Raw genomic sequence first — 16,757 nt, forward strand, 5'->3', positions numbered from 1 at the left:
ACATCAGTCGAACCTGAGAAACCAGATGCAATCCCCAATGAAACATGATCTACGACTTCACCGTCCATCGATCAAAGTCATGGTAATGGGTATCAGGATTGATCCCAGAACAGTCAGTCATCGATTCCCACTCAGCATCATATCTCAGGGGTCGTGAACGCAGGTCTCGTGTGCGGCCCTTCAGATGTGGCATTATCTCAAATGGGGGAAGCAGGCCGTGATCTCGATGAAGTTCATACTTGTGCTCACCATCCTGCATCCCATCATCACCACGTTGATCCTGATCTGCTGCGATGTCGGCATCCGTCATTCGGATATAGTTCATCTCTGATTCAGAATACCACTTCTGTGCGTGGGAACTCTCAACAGAAAAATACATCAGCTTAGGTCCCACACGATCCACGAACTTGGCCCATTGGACGATGGCTGCATCCAAGTCGATGACAGACTGATCAAGGTAGGTGTTCATGTTGGCCCCATAGAACGCTGCGGACATACGCCGCATGAGTTCGTCAGCCTTGTCCCGTTCGCCTCCTTTGGTCTTTCGTGAGGGTGGTCTAAACAAAGCCTTCGGCACCTTGTTCATGTAGGAAAAGAGTTTGGATAATTGGTCGAGAAGTTTCTTGTTGCGCATCACCTGGTTGAACTGAACGCGGTGCCAATGTTTGTCAGATGACGGGTAGGTTTGACGAAGCCAATCTTCTAGCACCTTCCTATGTGGAACGCGGGTGAAGAAATGTCCTGTGAGCGTCCATCCACCTGCATCAGTCGCAGCAACACCAAGCTGCCTTAACAGGCTGATCGACTTGGGTTCGTTGGTCAGGTCCTCAAAAGTCTTCAGGTCGAACTCCAGGGTGCCTGTCATCATCACTCCGTGACGTTTACGCCCCATGTGCGCCACAGCAGCTTGCATCCCCTTGTGTGCCGCTATCATAGCGTCTTCAAGCTGGTCGAGGTTTTCTGCAAAGTCGAACACAATGGTGACCAGATACAATTGCTCGGTGACCCTTGGGAAAGCATATCGACTTTGTGACGCGAACAGTTGTCGGGTCTCATGCTCATGACGCCATATCGGGCAAAGCGGGAAGTCCTTCTTCCTCATTGTCGGCTTGTCCCACATTGTATCGAGGATACGCTGGCAGTCGGGATCATCTGGGTATTTCTTTAGGGCCGTGATGACCTTTCGTGTAGCGTCGAGTTCGGTCTCAAGGTTGATCCGTTCCAGAATTTGTCCGTATTCAGTTTTCGGATGGAAGGCAGCTTTGAACTCGTCACTGAACGTGTCGTCAGTTCCCAGTTTCTTTTGGATGCGGCTAAGCTGCTGGGCATTGATGCGTTTGTTGGCAATGGCACGACCCTGCGGTGAGAATGCCATTTTGCCATCACTTCGGATTGTGTTGGTGTCTGTATCATAGCGTTTTTTGTTCATGCCCGCATTCCAACTGATGTGTCGGCGTAATATGCGATGTCGTTCATCAACCGTGCTACACCTGTTCAACCTATATAGGGTCGATATGCTTTGGGGTGGAACACTTGTTGGTTTCCCGTTTCTCAATCGTTTAACATCGCATTCCCATAAATACGGGTGGAGGTATCATTATGAACGATAGAAAAAACACCTTGGCAGTTCGGTCAGTCTCAGGCTTCACCTGTGAGCGATTGGATCAACTCAGATCGTATACGCGACTTACATGTGGCAGCCTCATCGACGATGCAGTCGATGCGTTGTGGCGGGAATATGTGGCCGAGGGGCATGACCTACCGTGACAGTGATCGATGTGTCTCCAGGACTTGAAACGCCACGATTCTCACGTAACTTGATTTCAAAGGACGGGGCTAGTCACCCCGTCTGAGGCTCTGACTCCCTCGCCTACACGCAGTTGGACACCTGCTGGGTTCCGTGTGCCCTATGATGGTCAGGTCGAGTCAGAGCCTCACATACCGCCGTTGATCGGAATCTCACAACCAACAGCAGGTGCCAAACGGTCAATGATCTTGAGCATATCGGGGTTCCTGGTCCTCGGATCATCGACGCCATAGTCGTTGTAGACTTGTTGAATAGCCTGCTTGTGCAGCTTCACAGCCAGCAACAGCCGTGCAGTAAACCCCGTCGGCCAATCGACCGCATCAAACAATTCCACCAGCGCTGGCTCTAACAGGCGATTGTATCGGGCTTCTTCCATCAGCTTCACCTTTCGTCGGTATACGGTTGCCACGTCCATCAGGCGGCTACCAAGTTGACGCCTGATGGAGTTCTTGTGGCAAAGACGGGTGAACAACCCTGCTTTGTCCTCACCCGATACCAGCACCATACGGCGATTTGTCAGGGCGACATCCGACCAAGCAATCGCAATTACTCGATACTGTAAGTGGTTGGGGTTCCGTTCGATCCAACGATCACCAACTGATCTCCTGCGAGTGCAGCATCCTGACAAACCTCTGCCCCTGCGAACCGAGCGGGCTGTGTGAGAGTGCGGCACCACTTGCCGTTGCCGATGCGCCACGTGCCAGAAAGGGTGTCTCCACTGGCTAGGGTGCCGACCAGGGCACCGTTCGCACCCGCAGTGAGCCGTGTGTCACCCGAAACGAGTGTGCGTCCTGAGACTGCCTGTTCGATGGGGTCTGGTGTGGTGGTGGTCTCTGAACAGGCCGATACTGCGATCAAGGCGGAGAGTGTGAGGATGGTTGATTTCATGTGGTGTCCTTCAAGGTTGGTTTCAAAATGATCGACCTGCAGATGCTGATCAGCGGTTGTGATTCTTGTGGGTGTTGATGAGGTGGTATTCAGGGCGTCATCGCACCCTTCACCAGCGACACGTCGTCGATTGGAGTTCGTGGGACCCTTGGATACGATACTTGACGAAGCGGGTTGCTGTGTTGTCACCGTAGGTCTGGTAAACTTCGACCTCGACGACATCGGAGAGGTAGACATCGTGGCCCCGTGCAATCCCGTATCGTTGGCTTTGCTCGGCCAGACAGTCTCGGACGTTTTGACGCTCCACACCTTCAGCGATCCAGAAACCGATCCCGACGATGGCGGCACCAACGACTGCAAGTTTTATCAGACCGCTCATATTGCTTATCGCCTCCTTGTGTGACGGATTACCCAAACACCCACCACCTTGTGGCTATTTTCGAATCATATACGCCACATTATGACGGTAATCTGGTCAACACGCCATTCCGCGTGGCTCTACATGGGGAGGAAAGTCAGCGACTATGACGAACAAACAACAGCAGGTAGTCGGCCATGACCCGCAAAGTGCCAAACAACATCGCAAAACTCCGCAAAGACCTCGACTGGTCACAAGACACATTGGCGGGACGGGTGAACATGTCAGTCACGCAGCTATCGCGGCTGGAGCGCGGTGTGTCATCCCTGACGCAAAACAGGATTACCGCCTTTTCACAGGTCTTCGAGGTAGAACCCTACGAACTTTTCCGCGACGCCATGTCGAAGGAGAAGATTGAATTGAACCTGATGCGTGACGTGATCGTACAGCTTGAGGAGATGCTGTTGCGATTAGATATGTCTTTAACCCCGCAACAACGAGGGGACCTGGTGATCGAGTTGTATCGGTTAGAAACGGGTGGTCTGGATGAAGCCGACCTCAGTGAACATGTTGTGAACCTCAAGAGATTCGAAGGCATGGTGAAGGCACTTACGTAAGCCCCTTCACGATTTCCCTGCTGGTCGAATCTTAGCGTAGTTCGAAGAACGGACACACTAAAGACCTGCCTCAAAACATTTCGCTTTCGGACTTCATTGAGTGCAAAGATGTCCCAATAGTGGGACTATATTGTCCCAATAAGTGCTTCCAGAAAATCCTAAAAGTCCTTATTTATATGGGCAAACTACACTGACATGCAGATGTATTTCATTTCCAAGTAATCCTCGATCCCGTGGTGGCTGCCTTCACGGCCCAAGCCGGATTGTTTGACCCCGCCAAAGGGCGCGACTTCGGTTGAGATGATGCCTGTGTTTACGCCCACGATGCCGTATTCCAGTGCTTCGGCCACTTTGGTGACGCGGGATAGGTCTTTGGCGTAGAAATAGGATGCGAGGCCGAAGATCGTGTCGTTGGCCAACTCAATAACATCGTCTTCGTCTTCAAACTTGAACAGCGGCGCGAAGGGGCCGAAGGTTTCGTCCGTACTCACCAGCATGTCTTTGGTCGCGCCTGTCACGACGGTCGGTTCAAAGAACAGCGGACCGAGGTTGGAGGCATTGCCGCCTGTCAGAACGTCGCCGCCTTTGGACAGCGCATCAGCAAGGTGTTCGCGCACTTTTTCCACGGCGGCAGGTGCGATCAGCGGGCCGAGGGTTGTGCCGTCCGTCAGGCCATCCCCGATTTTCAGCGCTTCGACTGCGGTTTTTAGTTTCTGGGCAAATTCATCGTAGACGCCCGCTTGCACGTAGATGCGGTTGGCGCAGACGCATGTCTGGCCGTTGTTGCGGAATTTGCAGGCGATGGCGCCGATCACGGCTTCGTCCAGATCAGCGTCGTCAAAGACGATGAAGGGCGCGTTTCCGCCCAGTTCCATGGAACATTTCATCACTTGGTCTGCCGCTTGTTTCAGCAGGATGCGCCCCACGGCGGTTGACCCTGTGAAGGTTAACTTACGCACGATGGGGTTTTCGCAGAATTCTTTACCGGTGCCGGACGCATCCGTGGATGTCAGCACAGAGAATAGGCCATCGGGGATGCCTGCCTCTTGCGCGAGTTTACCCATGGCGAGGGCCGACAGCGGTGTCAGTTCGGACGGGCGAACCACAAAGCCACAGCCCGCCGCCAAGGCGGGGGCGACTTTGCGCGCGATCATCGCGTTGGGGAAGTTCCACGGTGTGATGCCTGCTGCGACGCCGATGGGTTGTTTGATCACTGTGATGCGTGCGTTCGGCATGTGGCTAGGGATGGTTTCGCCATATACGCGCTTTGCTTCTTCGGCGAACCATTCCACGAAGGACGCGCCATAGGCGACTTCGCCGCGCGCTTCGGCCAGTGGTTTGCCTTGTTCAGCGGTCATGATGATGGCGAGGTCTTCTTGATTTTCCATCAACAAGTCGAACCATTTGCGCAGCACGTTTGCGCGGTCTTTTCCGGTACGTGCGGCCCAAACGTGGCGGGCGGTGTCGGCGGCATCAATTGCGTCCGCGATTTCTGCGCGGCTTAGGTCGGCGACCTTTGCGATTACGTCGCCACGGGCCGGGTTGGTCACATCGAAGGTTTTGCCGGATTTGGCTTGCACCCATTTGCCTGCGACGAAGGCGTCGGTGCAGACAAGGTCAGGGCGGGACAGCATGGACTTTAGGTCTGTTGTGGAATCAAGCATTGTGGTCTCCGATATGACTTTGGGAAATACCTACGCGGCTTCGCGGGATGATCCAAGAGGAGCCGTTATGACGAACCGAGATGCAGCTGATCAAGCCTATGCGAATTCCGCCTATATTCCAGATGGTGAGAGCTATTATGAACGTTGGGACGCGGCAGCCGAGGCATTTCGCGCCGCTCATGCGGATAAGGAGCTGGGCGTGGCTTACGGAGAGGGTGGGGGTCAGACCTATGACATGTTCCACCCTGCGCAGGCCTCCCGTGGGACCGTAATTTTCCTGCATGGAGGGTATTGGATGGCGGGGTCGCCTCGGATGTTTTCCCATTTGGCAGCTGGCGCCGTGGCGGCGGGATATGCCTGCGCGATGCCTGCCTACACCTTGGCCCCACAAGCGCGGCTTGCGCAAATGGCTGACGAGGTCGAGGCGGCAATCGCGGAGATCGCAAAACGCACGGACGGGCCGCTTTATCTGGTGGGACATTCTGCGGGCGGGCAGTTGGTGGCGCGGATGGGCTGCGCGGATAAGAAGGCCCCGTGGTCGACGCGGGTTCAGCGGGTCATGGCGATTTCGCTACTGAGCGACCTCGAACCGCTGCGCGAAACGACGATGAATGACACGCTTGGGATTGATGAGGGTGAGGCTTTGGACGAAAGCCCGATTCGGCACCGCCCCCAGAACATACCAATGACAGCTTGGGTCGGTGGCAATGAGCGCCCCGCCTTTTTGGATCAAGCGATGGGGCTGGCGGACGCGTGGGATTGTGATCTGACCATTGAGGCAGGCAAACACCATTTCGACGTGATTGAAGGGTTAGAAAACCCTATCAGCCCGATGATGCGGGCCCTGTTTCGGGCGTGAGGTTAAGCCACGTTCAGAACGATATTACGGGCCTGACGATCATCAGCCAAAGCAATGCAACGATTGCGATGAAGGCGGGAAAACCGCAGGCGAACCAAATGCGATAAAGCCGCATGTAGCGTGGCGAAAGGGGTGTGCCCGCTTGCGCTGATGCGCGTGCCTCATCGCGCATCTTTGCTTGGATCCACACAACGGGGAGCCAAAACAGTCCGATAAATATATAAAGCCCGAGGGAGACCGCAAGCCAGCCTTCCAATAGCGGCCAGCCTAGGTCGAACGCCAGAATGACGCCCGTGATGGGCTGCGCGAGTGCCGCCGTGGCGGTGAACAGCATGTCTGCGATGACAACAATCGCGGCGGTGTGGGCAATGATGGCAGGGTCTTTGGTGCGATGGGCCATAAGCATAAAGAACGCGATACCAGCACCCGTTCCGATCAGCACGCAGGCGCCAAGAACGTGCAGCAGGCGGATGACGTCAATCCATTCGATCATCGTGTTTCCAGCGCTATGCGAGCAACCAAAGCCAAAGCGATGCTTGGCAAAACTTTGATCATGGGGCCAAGCGGATCAAGCCACAGGTGCGGCACGAAAAGCGTTGAGGCCGCCAAATAGAACAGGCTGACCGCGATTGCGGCCCAGCACGCCATTTTCGCCGAGGGGCGATATAAGAACGCGGCGGCGATTGCGATGTCGACGACACCCCAGAACAGAACGCTGCTGATGGCCAAGGCGCGGGGCCATCCAACGTCCGTTAGAACACGGGCTGCGTCTTGAACTTTGATGAAACCAATGACGCCAGACAGGAACCAGAACACCACGAGTGTTGCGAGGAGTATTGGGGTCAGCAATGCCATGCGCGCAAACAACCTATCTTCTGCTCGGGCAGGCATGCCGGCAAAGGTTTGCGTTAGTGATTTAACAGGCGGCGCGCCGAATTGCGAAAGGTCTGACGGGGTTCCCGTCACCCCATCCTCGAGCACTTTGACCGCAGTGGTTCTGAGCGGGGAACGCCACATTAGTCGGCCCAATCCATCCGCGATTTTCGATGTCGCCCGCATTAACGGGTTTGGCATTGTGATTTCATGTTTTGCAGGGGCAAATCCCAACCAATGGCGGGTGGTGGTCACAACGTCGCGCAACGAATGCGTTTCGTCTTCAACCAGGTCCCCAACAAAGCCGTTGGGAATTTTGCCTGCAAATGCGGCGCTTACGGTGGCGGCAACATCATCTAGCGCGACGGTTTGAATTTTGGCGTCTGGCGTCGCGATGGGTTGGATCAGGGGGATTGCGGCCAACATGCGCAACATTGTCGTGCCGCCGTAGCTGTGCCGTGCCAAGACAAGGCCGGGGCGGAAAATGTGATGTTTGACGCCGGTGCTTTGAATGGCGGCGTCGCCGCGTGCCTTTGACGCCAGAAAAGGCGTTGATGCATCCACATCAGCACCCGCCGCTGAAATCTGCACAAGGTGCACGTCGGCTGACGTGCAGCCCTGCGCTAGGGCTGACACGGCGAGATGTTGAAGCGTCTCAAGGTCGTCTTCCGGCCCATCCTGAAGCGCGCCTGAACAGTTTACCACCGCATCGATCCCGTCCAAAAAGGGCTGCCATGCGTCTGCGTCGGTCAAGGATCGAAGATCAGAAATGCGCCAGTCGATATCTGGAAGGACACGTTTCCCCGTGGCGGTATCGCGCCCTAACCCGATGATCGTGTGGCCGTCTTGGAGCAAGCGCTGGGCCACCCCGCATCCGATGAGGCCATATGCTCCGATGATCAGGACGGTCAATTTTGGCGGGGTGATTGATGTGCTCATGTGACGTCAAATGCGCCCGCATATCGTAGTTTTGGTGTGTCATTCAGGGTGTAGGGCAGGCCGCAAAACGCTGCTTCGGATAGCAGAATGACCGTGTTGTTTGATCCGATTTGCTGAAACAGCCCGTCGGGATGCAGCGTTATCATCGGGACTGCAGCACCGATGCGAGGGCCGCCGAAAACAATCTCAACCTCGGAGGTGTCGATCGTCGCGTCCGGCAGGTCCCGTGTGAGGGGTTCGGGTTCGTTGCGGCTAGGGGCATCGATGCAATAGCGCGTTGCATCAAGTTCGGACTCAAACGTGCCGTGGAACACGTGAACGCGGTTGCTGTGCGCGCGATTGGGGTGCTGTGTCTGGTTCATCGCCCGCGTGTCACGATGCGGGTTGCCGATCACTGTATGGGGAATGATTTTCCGCCAAGGGATCAGGCTGGCGATGGGCGCGAAGACTATTCCAAACAAACCCTTCATCAGATTGCCTGCGACTGGGCGTGTTTTGCTTCGTTCGGGGCCATTGCGGATGTCCTTCTTTGCGTAAGTAGAACCAGTATCCTGCCGGGGTTGTGTGATTGCAAGCGATGCGAATGCACGCCAAAGCGCGGAAACTTTTTGAGTTTTATAATTTGGGGTGGTTTTGCTGTGCTTTGCAGGGGTAGTGTTTGGAAAACACAATCACTCGAGGGCAAAAATGCAGTTTTCCACAGTTCGTACCGTCCGTTTTGCCCTGTTGGGATTGGCCATAGGGATTGTTTCAGCCTGTTCCAATAAAGTCGAGCTGATCGGGGGAATTCCAGCCGACCAGATCGTTGAAGGATACGGGTTCCTTGAGGACAATGGATATAATCTGCCACCGATCCCAGCTGAGTACTTGAGCGAATTGAACCGCCGTACTGTTGTTGATTACAACGGACCGGATGCTGCGGGCACAATTGTTGTCGATCCTCATGCGAAGCTTTTGTATTTTGTCGGTGATGACGGCACGGCGCGGCGTTATCCTATTGCTGTCGGGCGCCAGGGCATGAGCATGAGCCGCCCTTCGACTGTGCAATTGAAACGCGAATGGCCCGGTTGGACGCCAACGCAAAACATGTTGCGCACCCAGCCCGAAGTTTACGGTCCCTTCGCGCGCGGCGTTGAGGGTGGTCTGGCAAGCCCGTTGGGCGCGCGGGCGCTGTATCTGTTTCAGAACGGGCGCGACACGCATTTCCGTATTCACGGCACGAATGATTTGCCGTCTATCGGAAACTCGGGGTCTGCCGGATGTATCCGCATGTTCAACCACGACATCATTGATCTGTTTGACGATGTACCGAACGGCACTCGGGTTGTGGTGCGGACCTATGCTGCCTCCGTTGAGCTGGAAGGCGAGGCGGTTGCCAATCGCGGTGTGATCCTTGAGCCGAACATCGTTGACCCGGATTTGATTTATGGCACGGGTGAAGATGATGCGGTTGAGTTGGATGAGATCGCAGAAGACGCCCCCGATTCCGATCCCTTAAGCAGCGCTACGATTTCTGGCGGCTAATAAGTAATTGTGAACTTCATTGCGCCGTTTACCAGTAGGTGGGCAGCGTAAACGGACCAGAAGCTGAGACAAAACAGCCCAAAACGCATCCAGAGTCGGTGATAAGTGTGGCGGACGATCATCGCGGATAGCGGGTAGAGAGCCAAAGTGGCACCCAGCATAACGCCAACACCGAATAGCGAGTCTAGGTTGCCTTGGCCAACGACCATGAAAGCCAGTGCGCCCAGGATCCAAGGAACCCCCGAAAAAACGACGACTGGCGTGACGGTCATCAAGCCGAATGCTCCCAAGATCCGCCCACGGGTCGGGCGAAAGGTCTCTTTGAGTTGGCCTTTGGTTTGGCGGATCAGCCACCACAGCATCGCCAGTCCATACCCCAAGACCAGCGAACAAGGGATAGCAACAAAGATCGGTAATGCTTTGCCGCTGGTTGCGTAATCCAAAAGCGCTGGGCGCCGCCCTAAATGGTAAAACACAAAGATCAGCGCACCTAGACAAAGAGCGAGGAAACGAGGTGGAGCATATGATTGAACATTGTTCATACTTTATGTATAGCGGTAGGTGATGAAAATAGCAAAGGTCTGGAAAACCCGACCCGACGTCGCAAAAAACGACGATAATTCACTACTCGCGCCATGAAAATGTCGTTAACAATACCTACATAACACCCAACGAATTCTTACAGTGAGGACCATATGGCCGATTTTGACGCGCAAATCCGTAAATCCCAATCCGAGGTTGCCGAAGCGCAATCCAAGATTTCAGAGCTAACGAGCCGGATTGAAACCGCACGTCAGAAGATGGCCGAGGGGACGGATATCGCTGTCGACATCGAGAATGCCTCGCTTGAGGACGTGCATGCCCACACCGAATTGATGAACGCGAACATCGCGGAACTGATCATGGGTCTGGACGATGTGACTGCCGGTTTCCAACAGGACTTCGACGAAATGCGCAACAAGACCGGCTGGGAAAGCTTTGTCGGGTTCTTTAGCGGTGCGAAGTCGGATTCCATGCGCGAAGAACGGATGCGGTCTGCGTCAGTTGATGACAAGCTGCAGGACCTGATTTCGAAGTCCGACGTGATCACCAAGCTGCTCGAAAACCAGTTGCTGATCCTTGAAGACCAGAAAACCAAAGTTGAAAGCAATCTTGGCGGCACGTTGGAAGAACGCGAAGCCGTTGTTGGTGAACTTGAAGCGGTCCGCGCTGAAATCCTCGCGTCTGATCCAAAGATCATCGCGCTGGAAAACAAGATCGCCGTTGAACAAGATGCCGCTGCACGCACCAAGCTGGAAACAGAATTGGCTGCTCTGAACACCGCCTATAACGAGGCCGTACAGCAAGAGCAGGTGAAGCTTGCGAAGTCGCAAACGCTGGAACGCTACATCGAAAAGGGCAAGACCTGGATCGATTCATTGCAGAACCAAGCGGCGACGCAGATGGTGCTGATCAACAAGCTGCAAACAGACACCAAACAGCGTGTTGTTCTGTATGATGCGCTGACGAAGTCCCTCAAGACCGCGCAGCAACAAGACGTCGCCCACCGCATCAACGAGATCGGCGTGAAGACAGACCAAGAAGCGCAGACAGCCATGGCCGCAATCGGTTCCGCCACCAACGCCCGCATGGCCGAGATGATGGAAGCCCATGAGGATCACATGGTGTTCGCCCGTGAAGTGTTGGAGCAGAAGGCCAAAGCGGACGATCGTTTCATGCGCCGTTTTGCGAAGATCGTCGAGAAGCACGACAGCAACCAGTATGGGGCTTGAGCGGATACTCTTGAAACCAACCTATATGACATTAAAAACACGCAACCTTTTGGCGTCATTTGGGTTGGTCTTTTTTGTTCTTGTATCAATACTAGTGCCTGAACTGAAATCAATCACGGCCCATTTATTTGCCGTTCTTCTATTATCTATTTTAGTGTTGCTAGGCTTTGTTTCACCCTTGTTGCGCTTCCTATGTATCATAAGCGCGCGTTTGGAGGGCAAAGCTACGCCCAGCTTCAAATTTCCACACGAAGGGAGTGCTCGCTGGAAGGCAGTAACAATGTGGCTGGTCGGTGTAGATCGTAATGGGAAAATCTTACCGTGACTGATACCGCTTACGACCATTTCCAGCTTGAAGACACCCGCGTCACGCGGCGCTACTTTGGCAAGTTTGAGAAAATCATCGGCCATTTAGGCCGTGTTGCGGCGACACTTGAGGCGGAGCGGCGGTTGTCCAAGCGCGACGTTGAAGTGATGACGCGCTATATTGTGGCGCTGAATTACACGTTCAAAGCGCTGGCGCATAAGTACCATTTCAGCGGGCGCTTTGCCCATGCGGGCAAGCTGACGTTTGATCGCGTGGACTCTGGGTTCCCTGTTTATTCCGAACTGCTGACCATGGCCAATGATGCGGCCCAAGCGAGTAAACATCTGGCGGGCATGCGATCCGTTGAGGCATTGAAGCAGGATATGGTCCGCGTGATCCTGTCCGAACAAGCGATCCCGACCAAACTGCAATATGCGCTGTCCCAGCGGCTCTATTACGAAGAACTGGCCAAGGGCGATCTGTTCTGGGCGCGCAATGATCCAACGGCGATCTGGCTGGGCAACCAGCAAAAGATGCGTCGCGATTTTATGATCCATTGGGCGGTCTATGACAGCGTCAACAACCTGCCGACGATCTACATGATGGAGCTTGAGGATTCAGGCCGTGTTGGCCTGCCAAAGGATGATCGCCGTTGGCCCGAAGTGCAGGCCCATTTGATGGCGCAGTCCTTGGGTGGGTTGAAATTGCTCACCATCGCCAAAGGGTTTGATGAGGATTTCGATGACCTGCACCCCAAACGTTTGCGCCGTTTCCACGTCGGGCCGATGTATTCCAATGCGTTTACCCGTCAGGCAGGGCCACTGCGCGAAGTGTTGGAACTAGCGCGATCCCCCGTAGGGGAAGACTGGGCGCTGGTCTGGACGGAAGAAGAGCTGGTATCCGAGGAAACACGCCGCGAGAAATCCGGTTGGTTTGGCACGGTGGAACGCGAAACATTTGCGCTGGACCCCTTTGCGGGACACGGCGCGGAAACCGGCGCTACCAAGGTCGAACGCAGCATCATCCTGCCCGAACGCCCCTATCAGGCACTAGAAGAACGCCGCCCTGCGGGGTTCAACGATGTTCGCAAGTTCGTGGTGTCGCCCAAGGGGCGGGTTCTGAGTTATAAATAGATTTAATTTGAGTATTTTTGATAAAATGGAACGAGGGTCGTAATGAGCCAGACAAGTGACACAATGGAGCTGCGCGAAGAGGACATTCGCAAGCATTACGACGCGGCCACAGCCATGGTGCAGGGGTTTGATCACACACCGCGCATTGCGGAAACCAAAGAGGCTGCTCCGATCGAGAAATCCAGCGGCATTGGCACGCGGCGACGGTTTCGCACGACGACGCCGGGTTTGGTGACCCGCAGCACGGCCCGCACCGAGGGTGTGCAACTGTCGGAACGGATTGAAAGCGCGGATGACGGGGACGGTTTGACGTCGCCCACACAGGCCAGTGTGTTGCACGGGCTGCGCCGCTCGCTGGCGATTGCCTTGGCGGTGGGGGAACAGTTTGGCGAACGCACAGGTCTGGCGGATCTCAAACGCGCCAATCTGGAAGGATCTTTGCCAGCGGGTAAAAAGACCGAATTCAGCGAACTTCTGACGGCTGAGGCACTGGCGGTTTCATATGTTTTCGCCAATTCCACGTCGTTTCTGCTGTCGTCCCATGCGGGCGAAGAAAGCGTCGAAGTTGGCGAGGTCGAAGAGGTTCTAACGGACAACGCGACACTGGCGCTGCACGGTGCTTTGTGGGAGCTGGATCAGGACATCGGGTTGTTTGCGGGCGAAGAAGGGCGGCTTGTTCCGACGGTCCTCGCCTATGCAGAACAACTGATGGCCAAGATCGCGGCTCGGGCTAGCACGGCTGGCCGTTTGGCAAGCTTTGTTGACGCAAGCTGGAAAGTCGAAGCCGATGATCTGACCATCCGTGGCTTTAGCCCTGCACGTGCGGCCAAAGGGTCGACGCTCACGATGTCGTTCAAAAAACCCAATGAGGTCGTCGGCAACCATATCGCCAAATATCAGGCGATGAAGCTGGCCAAGATGGTCATGGCCTATGATTTCGAACGCAAGTTGAACCCGTTTGCCGAACTCGGTGGGTTTATCTTCACGTTCATGGGGGACGGCGCACCGGGCACGGGTAAAACGACCCTGATCCAGATGATGGCGGGGTTGATTTCGGAGTACTGCAAGGTTGCCGACTATCCGTTCCGTTATCAGAACCTGAGCACCGACAACATCGACAGCTATCAGGGTAAATCGGGCCAGAACGCTAAGGCGTTTATCAACAACGTGATTGATCCCAATGTCATCGGCTTTGGCACGATTGACGATATTGATCAGTTGGCGGGGAAACGCGGGGATCGTCAGTCCTCGGCGGGTCAGTTGGAAATTACCGCCGTGCTGATGGAAAGCTTTGCAGGTGCCAATACGGTTGTGCGCGGCAACTGCACCTTTGGGATGTTTTCGAACTACCCCGAAAACGTCGATGATGCGCTACGCCAACGGGCAGGGGCGCGGTTCTTGGTGGATGGTCCGCAGACGCGGGATGACTACGTCGATATCCTGTATCTGTTGATGGGAAAGAACCACGATATCCCAGTCGGCGATCATGAGGTGTTCAGCGCTCAAGAGATTAAAAAAGCCGTCGCGGCATCGTTCGAAGGACACTCCAAACCCCATGAACCCGGTTTGCTAAACGTGTTTGATCGGGTGTCTTCTGAAATTGGCGAATTGGATACGATTAACAAACTCGGGACGTACCTTAAGGGTATTCAAGAGGCGGATAACCGTTTCACGGGCCGTGCGATTAAGAACATCACGGACGCCGTTAAGGTGCGCGCGATGGACTTTGAATTGCCGGATGAATGGATGGAAAACCCAGAACTGTTCTTGGCCAAGGATTACGACGCCAAGCTGGCGATGATCAACGACATGCGCCAACCGATCACCGTTGAAATGGTGATACAGGAAATCAACCGCTACGCCGATTCAGAGTTCCGCTATGCTGATAAATCCGACGAGGTCGCGATTGATAACATGGTGCGCGATTTCGAGCGTTCCGAGGAAGCCAAGCGGCGGTATCTGGAGAGTAAATCTTGATCGCAGTGACGATCATATGCTCTTTCTTTTTGCCGGCTTTGATTTGCTGGGGAACTGGCTATGTGTATGGCTGGAAAACTGATTGGCCCAGACTTCTGCCGAGCGTTTTCGAGACACTGGATATATTCTCGCTCGCCTTTGTGCTTTGTGTGGTTTTTTCATTGTTCGCCGCATCGGGGATCGCATGGGCTTCAGCAATAGACACCAACGTAGCGATGATCCGACACACGATCTTTTTCGTTCATGACAACGGGTTGCAGATCGCGGCGGCTTTGGGGGCCGGAATTGTCGTATGTGGGTTAGGGCGCACGCGCGGTATGGCGCGCCGCGCGCAGGCTGTCCAATGAGTGACGCCTTTTCATCAGGTTTGCTGTTGCCCGCGATCTGCTTGGCCGCTTTGGGCTGGACAGTGCCGCGGTTGCTGGCGTTGTGGTGGCCCGAAGGGGTGAAGTGGCTGATGGGGTTGGCGCTGGTGTCCACGCTGGTGATGGCGCTTTGCGGTGCTGCGTTTTTTGTGGTGATCTATGCGGCGCAGGGCGTCAGCATGGCTGATCTATGGGCGACGGGCGGGTTGTCCGTCACGATCCACTTTGTGAAACTGAGTTTGATTTCCGCATTACTGTGGGGACCGTTGATGGTCTTGTCATTGGCAGGTGTGCCGAAGAACTGGGTTAAGGAAGTTTGGTGAAATGAAACGTCTCATCTCTCGCGGTCTTATGTTCGGGAATCTGATCCCCGTGGTCAGCCCTATCCTGGTGGAGCGGTACAATCGTGCGCTCAAACGTCTGACCGGAAAGCAAACCGAACTCACGGATTTTCATATCGATATTTCGGGGTATTCCCCCGAGATCGGCGATGAATTTGGCGATGATTTGTACCTGAACCATCACGGGGTGAACCGTCAGTTTATTTTACTGACGACGGACCAGAAGACGGCGCCGCTGTTGAATGCGAAGTTTTCCACTTCACGCGGGATTTTGCGCCAGTTCATCGAGGCCAACGAGGCGCAGTTGTTTGCCTTGACCGCACGGGACGCTGTTGCAGGGGAGTTGGTGAATTCGGTCTTTGCGCTGGATACCCCTGCGCGGTTGTTTGACATTGGCCATGTAGAGATCGAGGCGGATACGACGGATGGGGCGGTGGCTTCGGCCCAGAAGCTCGGCGGGATGATTGACCGCTTTATGGGTGAGGAAGATGCGTGGTGCGATGATGTGCTGATCGGCGAAATGATCGGCCTCGCCAAGGACACGGGCGACATCACACGCAACCCGCTGACGCTCAAGACGATGACGTTTGATCAGGACAATTTCTGGACCGCTCATTTGGGCGGGTTCTATTTGTTTCGCGATGTGGAAGAGCCTGCGGCGATTACCATGGGCGACAAAGAGAGCTTGGGTAAATTACCGATTGAACATCTGTTGCAACGAAACGAACGCTCGGCAATAGCGCAGTTTCTGAAGGTGAATGATCTGGCCGAACCGATCATCGAGGCGCGCGGCATCGATAGTGCTGCGATCCTACGTCAAAAGATGGACTTTATTGTTGCCGATGTTGCGGCGGGTCTTGGCGAAGATCTGAGCCGCGCAACACGCCGCGATCTGCGACGGTTGGGGCGGCAGTATCATGACAAGCTGCCTGCCGCATGGCGCGGGCTGGCGGACCTTGTGCGCTGGGCAGAAGATGGCGGGCCGTGGCCCAAGATCGACAGCGAACACCCCGCCTATTTCTACACGCTGCGCGCTAAAGACCATAAAGACGCGGATTTGGTGAACATGTTGTTGGCCGAACTGACCGAGATGGATGTGCGCCAACTGTTCATCTGCCACAAAGAAGCATTCTACCGCGCCTATATGGGCTGGCCGGACGAAAAGAAGGCTTATGTGGCGGAATTCCTTTCAAACGAGTATCAGGTGGATAAAGCGGGCACACGTGATGCCCTGTTCGGCCATGAGGCGGCGATGGAAGAAGCACCAGCCGCCCCAAAACGGCAAACCACAATTGATCGGGTCGGGCCTTGGGGCGCGGTTAAGAGGAGATGA

General features: G+C 55.0%; 19 protein-coding genes. 10 read left to right on the plus strand and 9 right to left on the minus strand.

Features of this window, described 5'->3' with window-relative positions:
- Positions 1 to 49 precede the first annotated feature (49 nt).
- The 4 genes from KO486_RS14150 to KO486_RS14165 all read right to left on the minus strand — a co-directional run bounded on the left by KO486_RS14150 (position 50) and on the right by KO486_RS14165 (position 3,074).
- Entirely contained in the window at positions 50 to 1,429 is a 1,380-nt protein-coding gene (locus KO486_RS14150; RefSeq protein ID WP_216037927.1) for a hypothetical protein, read from the minus strand.
- Positions 1,430 to 1,934: 505 nt separating this feature from the next.
- The gene (locus tag KO486_RS14155) at positions 1,935 to 2,312 is read right to left on the minus strand and encodes a hypothetical protein (RefSeq protein WP_216037928.1); all 378 of its coding nucleotides are present in this window, start codon (positions 2,310 to 2,312) and stop codon (positions 1,935 to 1,937) included.
- 41 nt (positions 2,313 to 2,353) lie between these two features.
- Positions 2,354 to 2,695 (minus strand): hypothetical protein, encoded by a 342-nt coding sequence (locus tag KO486_RS14160; RefSeq protein ID WP_216037929.1) that lies wholly within the window; start codon positions 2,693 to 2,695, stop codon positions 2,354 to 2,356.
- A gap of 109 nt (positions 2,696 to 2,804) precedes the next feature.
- Positions 2,805 to 3,074 (minus strand): hypothetical protein, encoded by a 270-nt coding sequence (locus tag KO486_RS14165; protein ID WP_216037930.1) that lies wholly within the window; start codon positions 3,072 to 3,074, stop codon positions 2,805 to 2,807.
- Between the two features lie 176 nt (positions 3,075 to 3,250).
- Between KO486_RS14165 and KO486_RS14170 the strand changes: the two genes are divergently transcribed.
- Positions 3,251 to 3,670 carry a helix-turn-helix transcriptional regulator gene (locus KO486_RS14170; RefSeq protein WP_216037931.1) on the plus strand — a complete coding sequence of 140 codons (420 nt, stop codon included), beginning with the start codon at positions 3,251 to 3,253 and terminating at the stop codon, positions 3,668 to 3,670.
- Positions 3,671 to 3,855: 185 nt separating this feature from the next.
- Here KO486_RS14170 and KO486_RS14175 read toward each other — a convergent pair whose 3' ends face one another.
- Positions 3,856 to 5,334 (minus strand): NAD-dependent succinate-semialdehyde dehydrogenase, encoded by a 1,479-nt coding sequence (locus KO486_RS14175; protein ID WP_216037932.1) that lies wholly within the window; start codon positions 5,332 to 5,334, stop codon positions 3,856 to 3,858.
- Positions 5,335 to 5,401: 67 nt separating this feature from the next.
- Here KO486_RS14175 and KO486_RS14180 point away from each other — a divergent pair, with 67 nt between their 5' ends.
- Positions 5,402 to 6,193, plus strand: a complete 792-nt coding sequence (locus KO486_RS14180) for an alpha/beta hydrolase (protein ID WP_216037933.1) — start codon at positions 5,402 to 5,404, stop codon at positions 6,191 to 6,193.
- A 13-nt stretch (positions 6,194 to 6,206) separates the two neighbouring features.
- Here the strand turns inward: KO486_RS14180 and KO486_RS14185 are convergent, their stop codons facing one another.
- The 3 genes from KO486_RS14185 to KO486_RS14195 are packed head-to-tail and all read right to left on the minus strand — an operon-like array spanning position 6,207 to position 8,475.
- A complete protein-coding gene (locus KO486_RS14185; protein ID WP_216037934.1) occupies positions 6,207 to 6,686 on the minus strand; it encodes a DUF2269 domain-containing protein in 480 nt (159 codons plus the stop codon).
- Positions 6,683 to 8,005 (minus strand): SDR family oxidoreductase, encoded by a 1,323-nt coding sequence (locus KO486_RS14190; protein ID WP_216037935.1) that lies wholly within the window; start codon positions 8,003 to 8,005, stop codon positions 6,683 to 6,685. Before KO486_RS14190 ends, KO486_RS14185 begins: the two co-directional genes overlap by 4 nt.
- Entirely contained in the window at positions 8,002 to 8,475 is a 474-nt protein-coding gene (locus tag KO486_RS14195) for a hypothetical protein (RefSeq protein WP_216037936.1), read from the minus strand. Before KO486_RS14195 ends, KO486_RS14190 begins: the two co-directional genes overlap by 4 nt.
- A 217-nt stretch (positions 8,476 to 8,692) precedes the next feature.
- Here KO486_RS14195 and KO486_RS14200 point away from each other — a divergent pair, with 217 nt between their 5' ends.
- A complete protein-coding gene (locus KO486_RS14200; protein ID WP_216037937.1) occupies positions 8,693 to 9,529 on the plus strand; it encodes a L,D-transpeptidase in 837 nt (278 codons plus the stop codon).
- Here KO486_RS14200 and KO486_RS14205 read toward each other — a convergent pair.
- Entirely contained in the window at positions 9,526 to 10,071 is a 546-nt protein-coding gene (locus KO486_RS14205; protein ID WP_216037938.1) for a hypothetical protein, read from the minus strand. The two genes, KO486_RS14200 and KO486_RS14205, sit on opposite strands and share 4 nt — an antisense overlap.
- 153 nt (positions 10,072 to 10,224) lie before the next feature.
- Here KO486_RS14205 and KO486_RS14210 point away from each other — a divergent pair, with 153 nt between their 5' ends.
- The 7 genes from KO486_RS14210 (at position 10,225) to KO486_RS14235 (ending at position 16,757) form a co-directional block, all read left to right on the plus strand.
- Positions 10,225 to 11,301 carry a hypothetical protein gene (locus KO486_RS14210; RefSeq protein ID WP_216037939.1) on the plus strand — a complete coding sequence of 359 codons (1,077 nt, stop codon included), beginning with the start codon at positions 10,225 to 10,227 and terminating at the stop codon, positions 11,299 to 11,301.
- 25 nt (positions 11,302 to 11,326) lie between these two features.
- Positions 11,327 to 11,626 (plus strand): hypothetical protein, encoded by a 300-nt coding sequence (locus KO486_RS14215; RefSeq protein WP_216037940.1) that lies wholly within the window; start codon positions 11,327 to 11,329, stop codon positions 11,624 to 11,626.
- Positions 11,623 to 12,741 (plus strand): hypothetical protein, encoded by a 1,119-nt coding sequence (locus KO486_RS14220; protein WP_216037941.1) that lies wholly within the window; start codon positions 11,623 to 11,625, stop codon positions 12,739 to 12,741. Before KO486_RS14215 ends, KO486_RS14220 begins: the two co-directional genes overlap by 4 nt.
- 42 nt (positions 12,742 to 12,783) lie before the next feature.
- On the plus strand, positions 12,784 to 14,718 hold the full coding sequence (locus tag KO486_RS14225; RefSeq protein ID WP_216037942.1) for an ATP-binding protein: 1,935 nt from the start codon (positions 12,784 to 12,786) through the stop codon (positions 14,716 to 14,718).
- A 215-nt stretch (positions 14,719 to 14,933) separates the two neighbouring features.
- On the plus strand, positions 14,934 to 15,065 hold the full coding sequence (locus KO486_RS16550) for a hypothetical protein (RefSeq protein ID WP_289847972.1): 132 nt from the start codon (positions 14,934 to 14,936) through the stop codon (positions 15,063 to 15,065).
- Positions 15,062 to 15,406 carry a hypothetical protein gene (locus KO486_RS14230; RefSeq protein ID WP_216037943.1) on the plus strand — a complete coding sequence of 115 codons (345 nt, stop codon included), beginning with the start codon at positions 15,062 to 15,064 and terminating at the stop codon, positions 15,404 to 15,406. The genes KO486_RS16550 and KO486_RS14230 overlap by 4 nt, the downstream gene beginning before the upstream one ends.
- Before the next feature lies 1 nt (position 15,407).
- Positions 15,408 to 16,757 carry a DUF6638 family protein gene (locus KO486_RS14235; protein WP_216037944.1) on the plus strand — a complete coding sequence of 450 codons (1,350 nt, stop codon included), beginning with the start codon at positions 15,408 to 15,410 and terminating at the stop codon, positions 16,755 to 16,757.

The sequence above is a fragment of the Octadecabacter sp. B2R22 genome (assembly GCF_018861045.1).
GTDB lineage: Bacteria > Pseudomonadota > Alphaproteobacteria > Rhodobacterales > Rhodobacteraceae > Octadecabacter.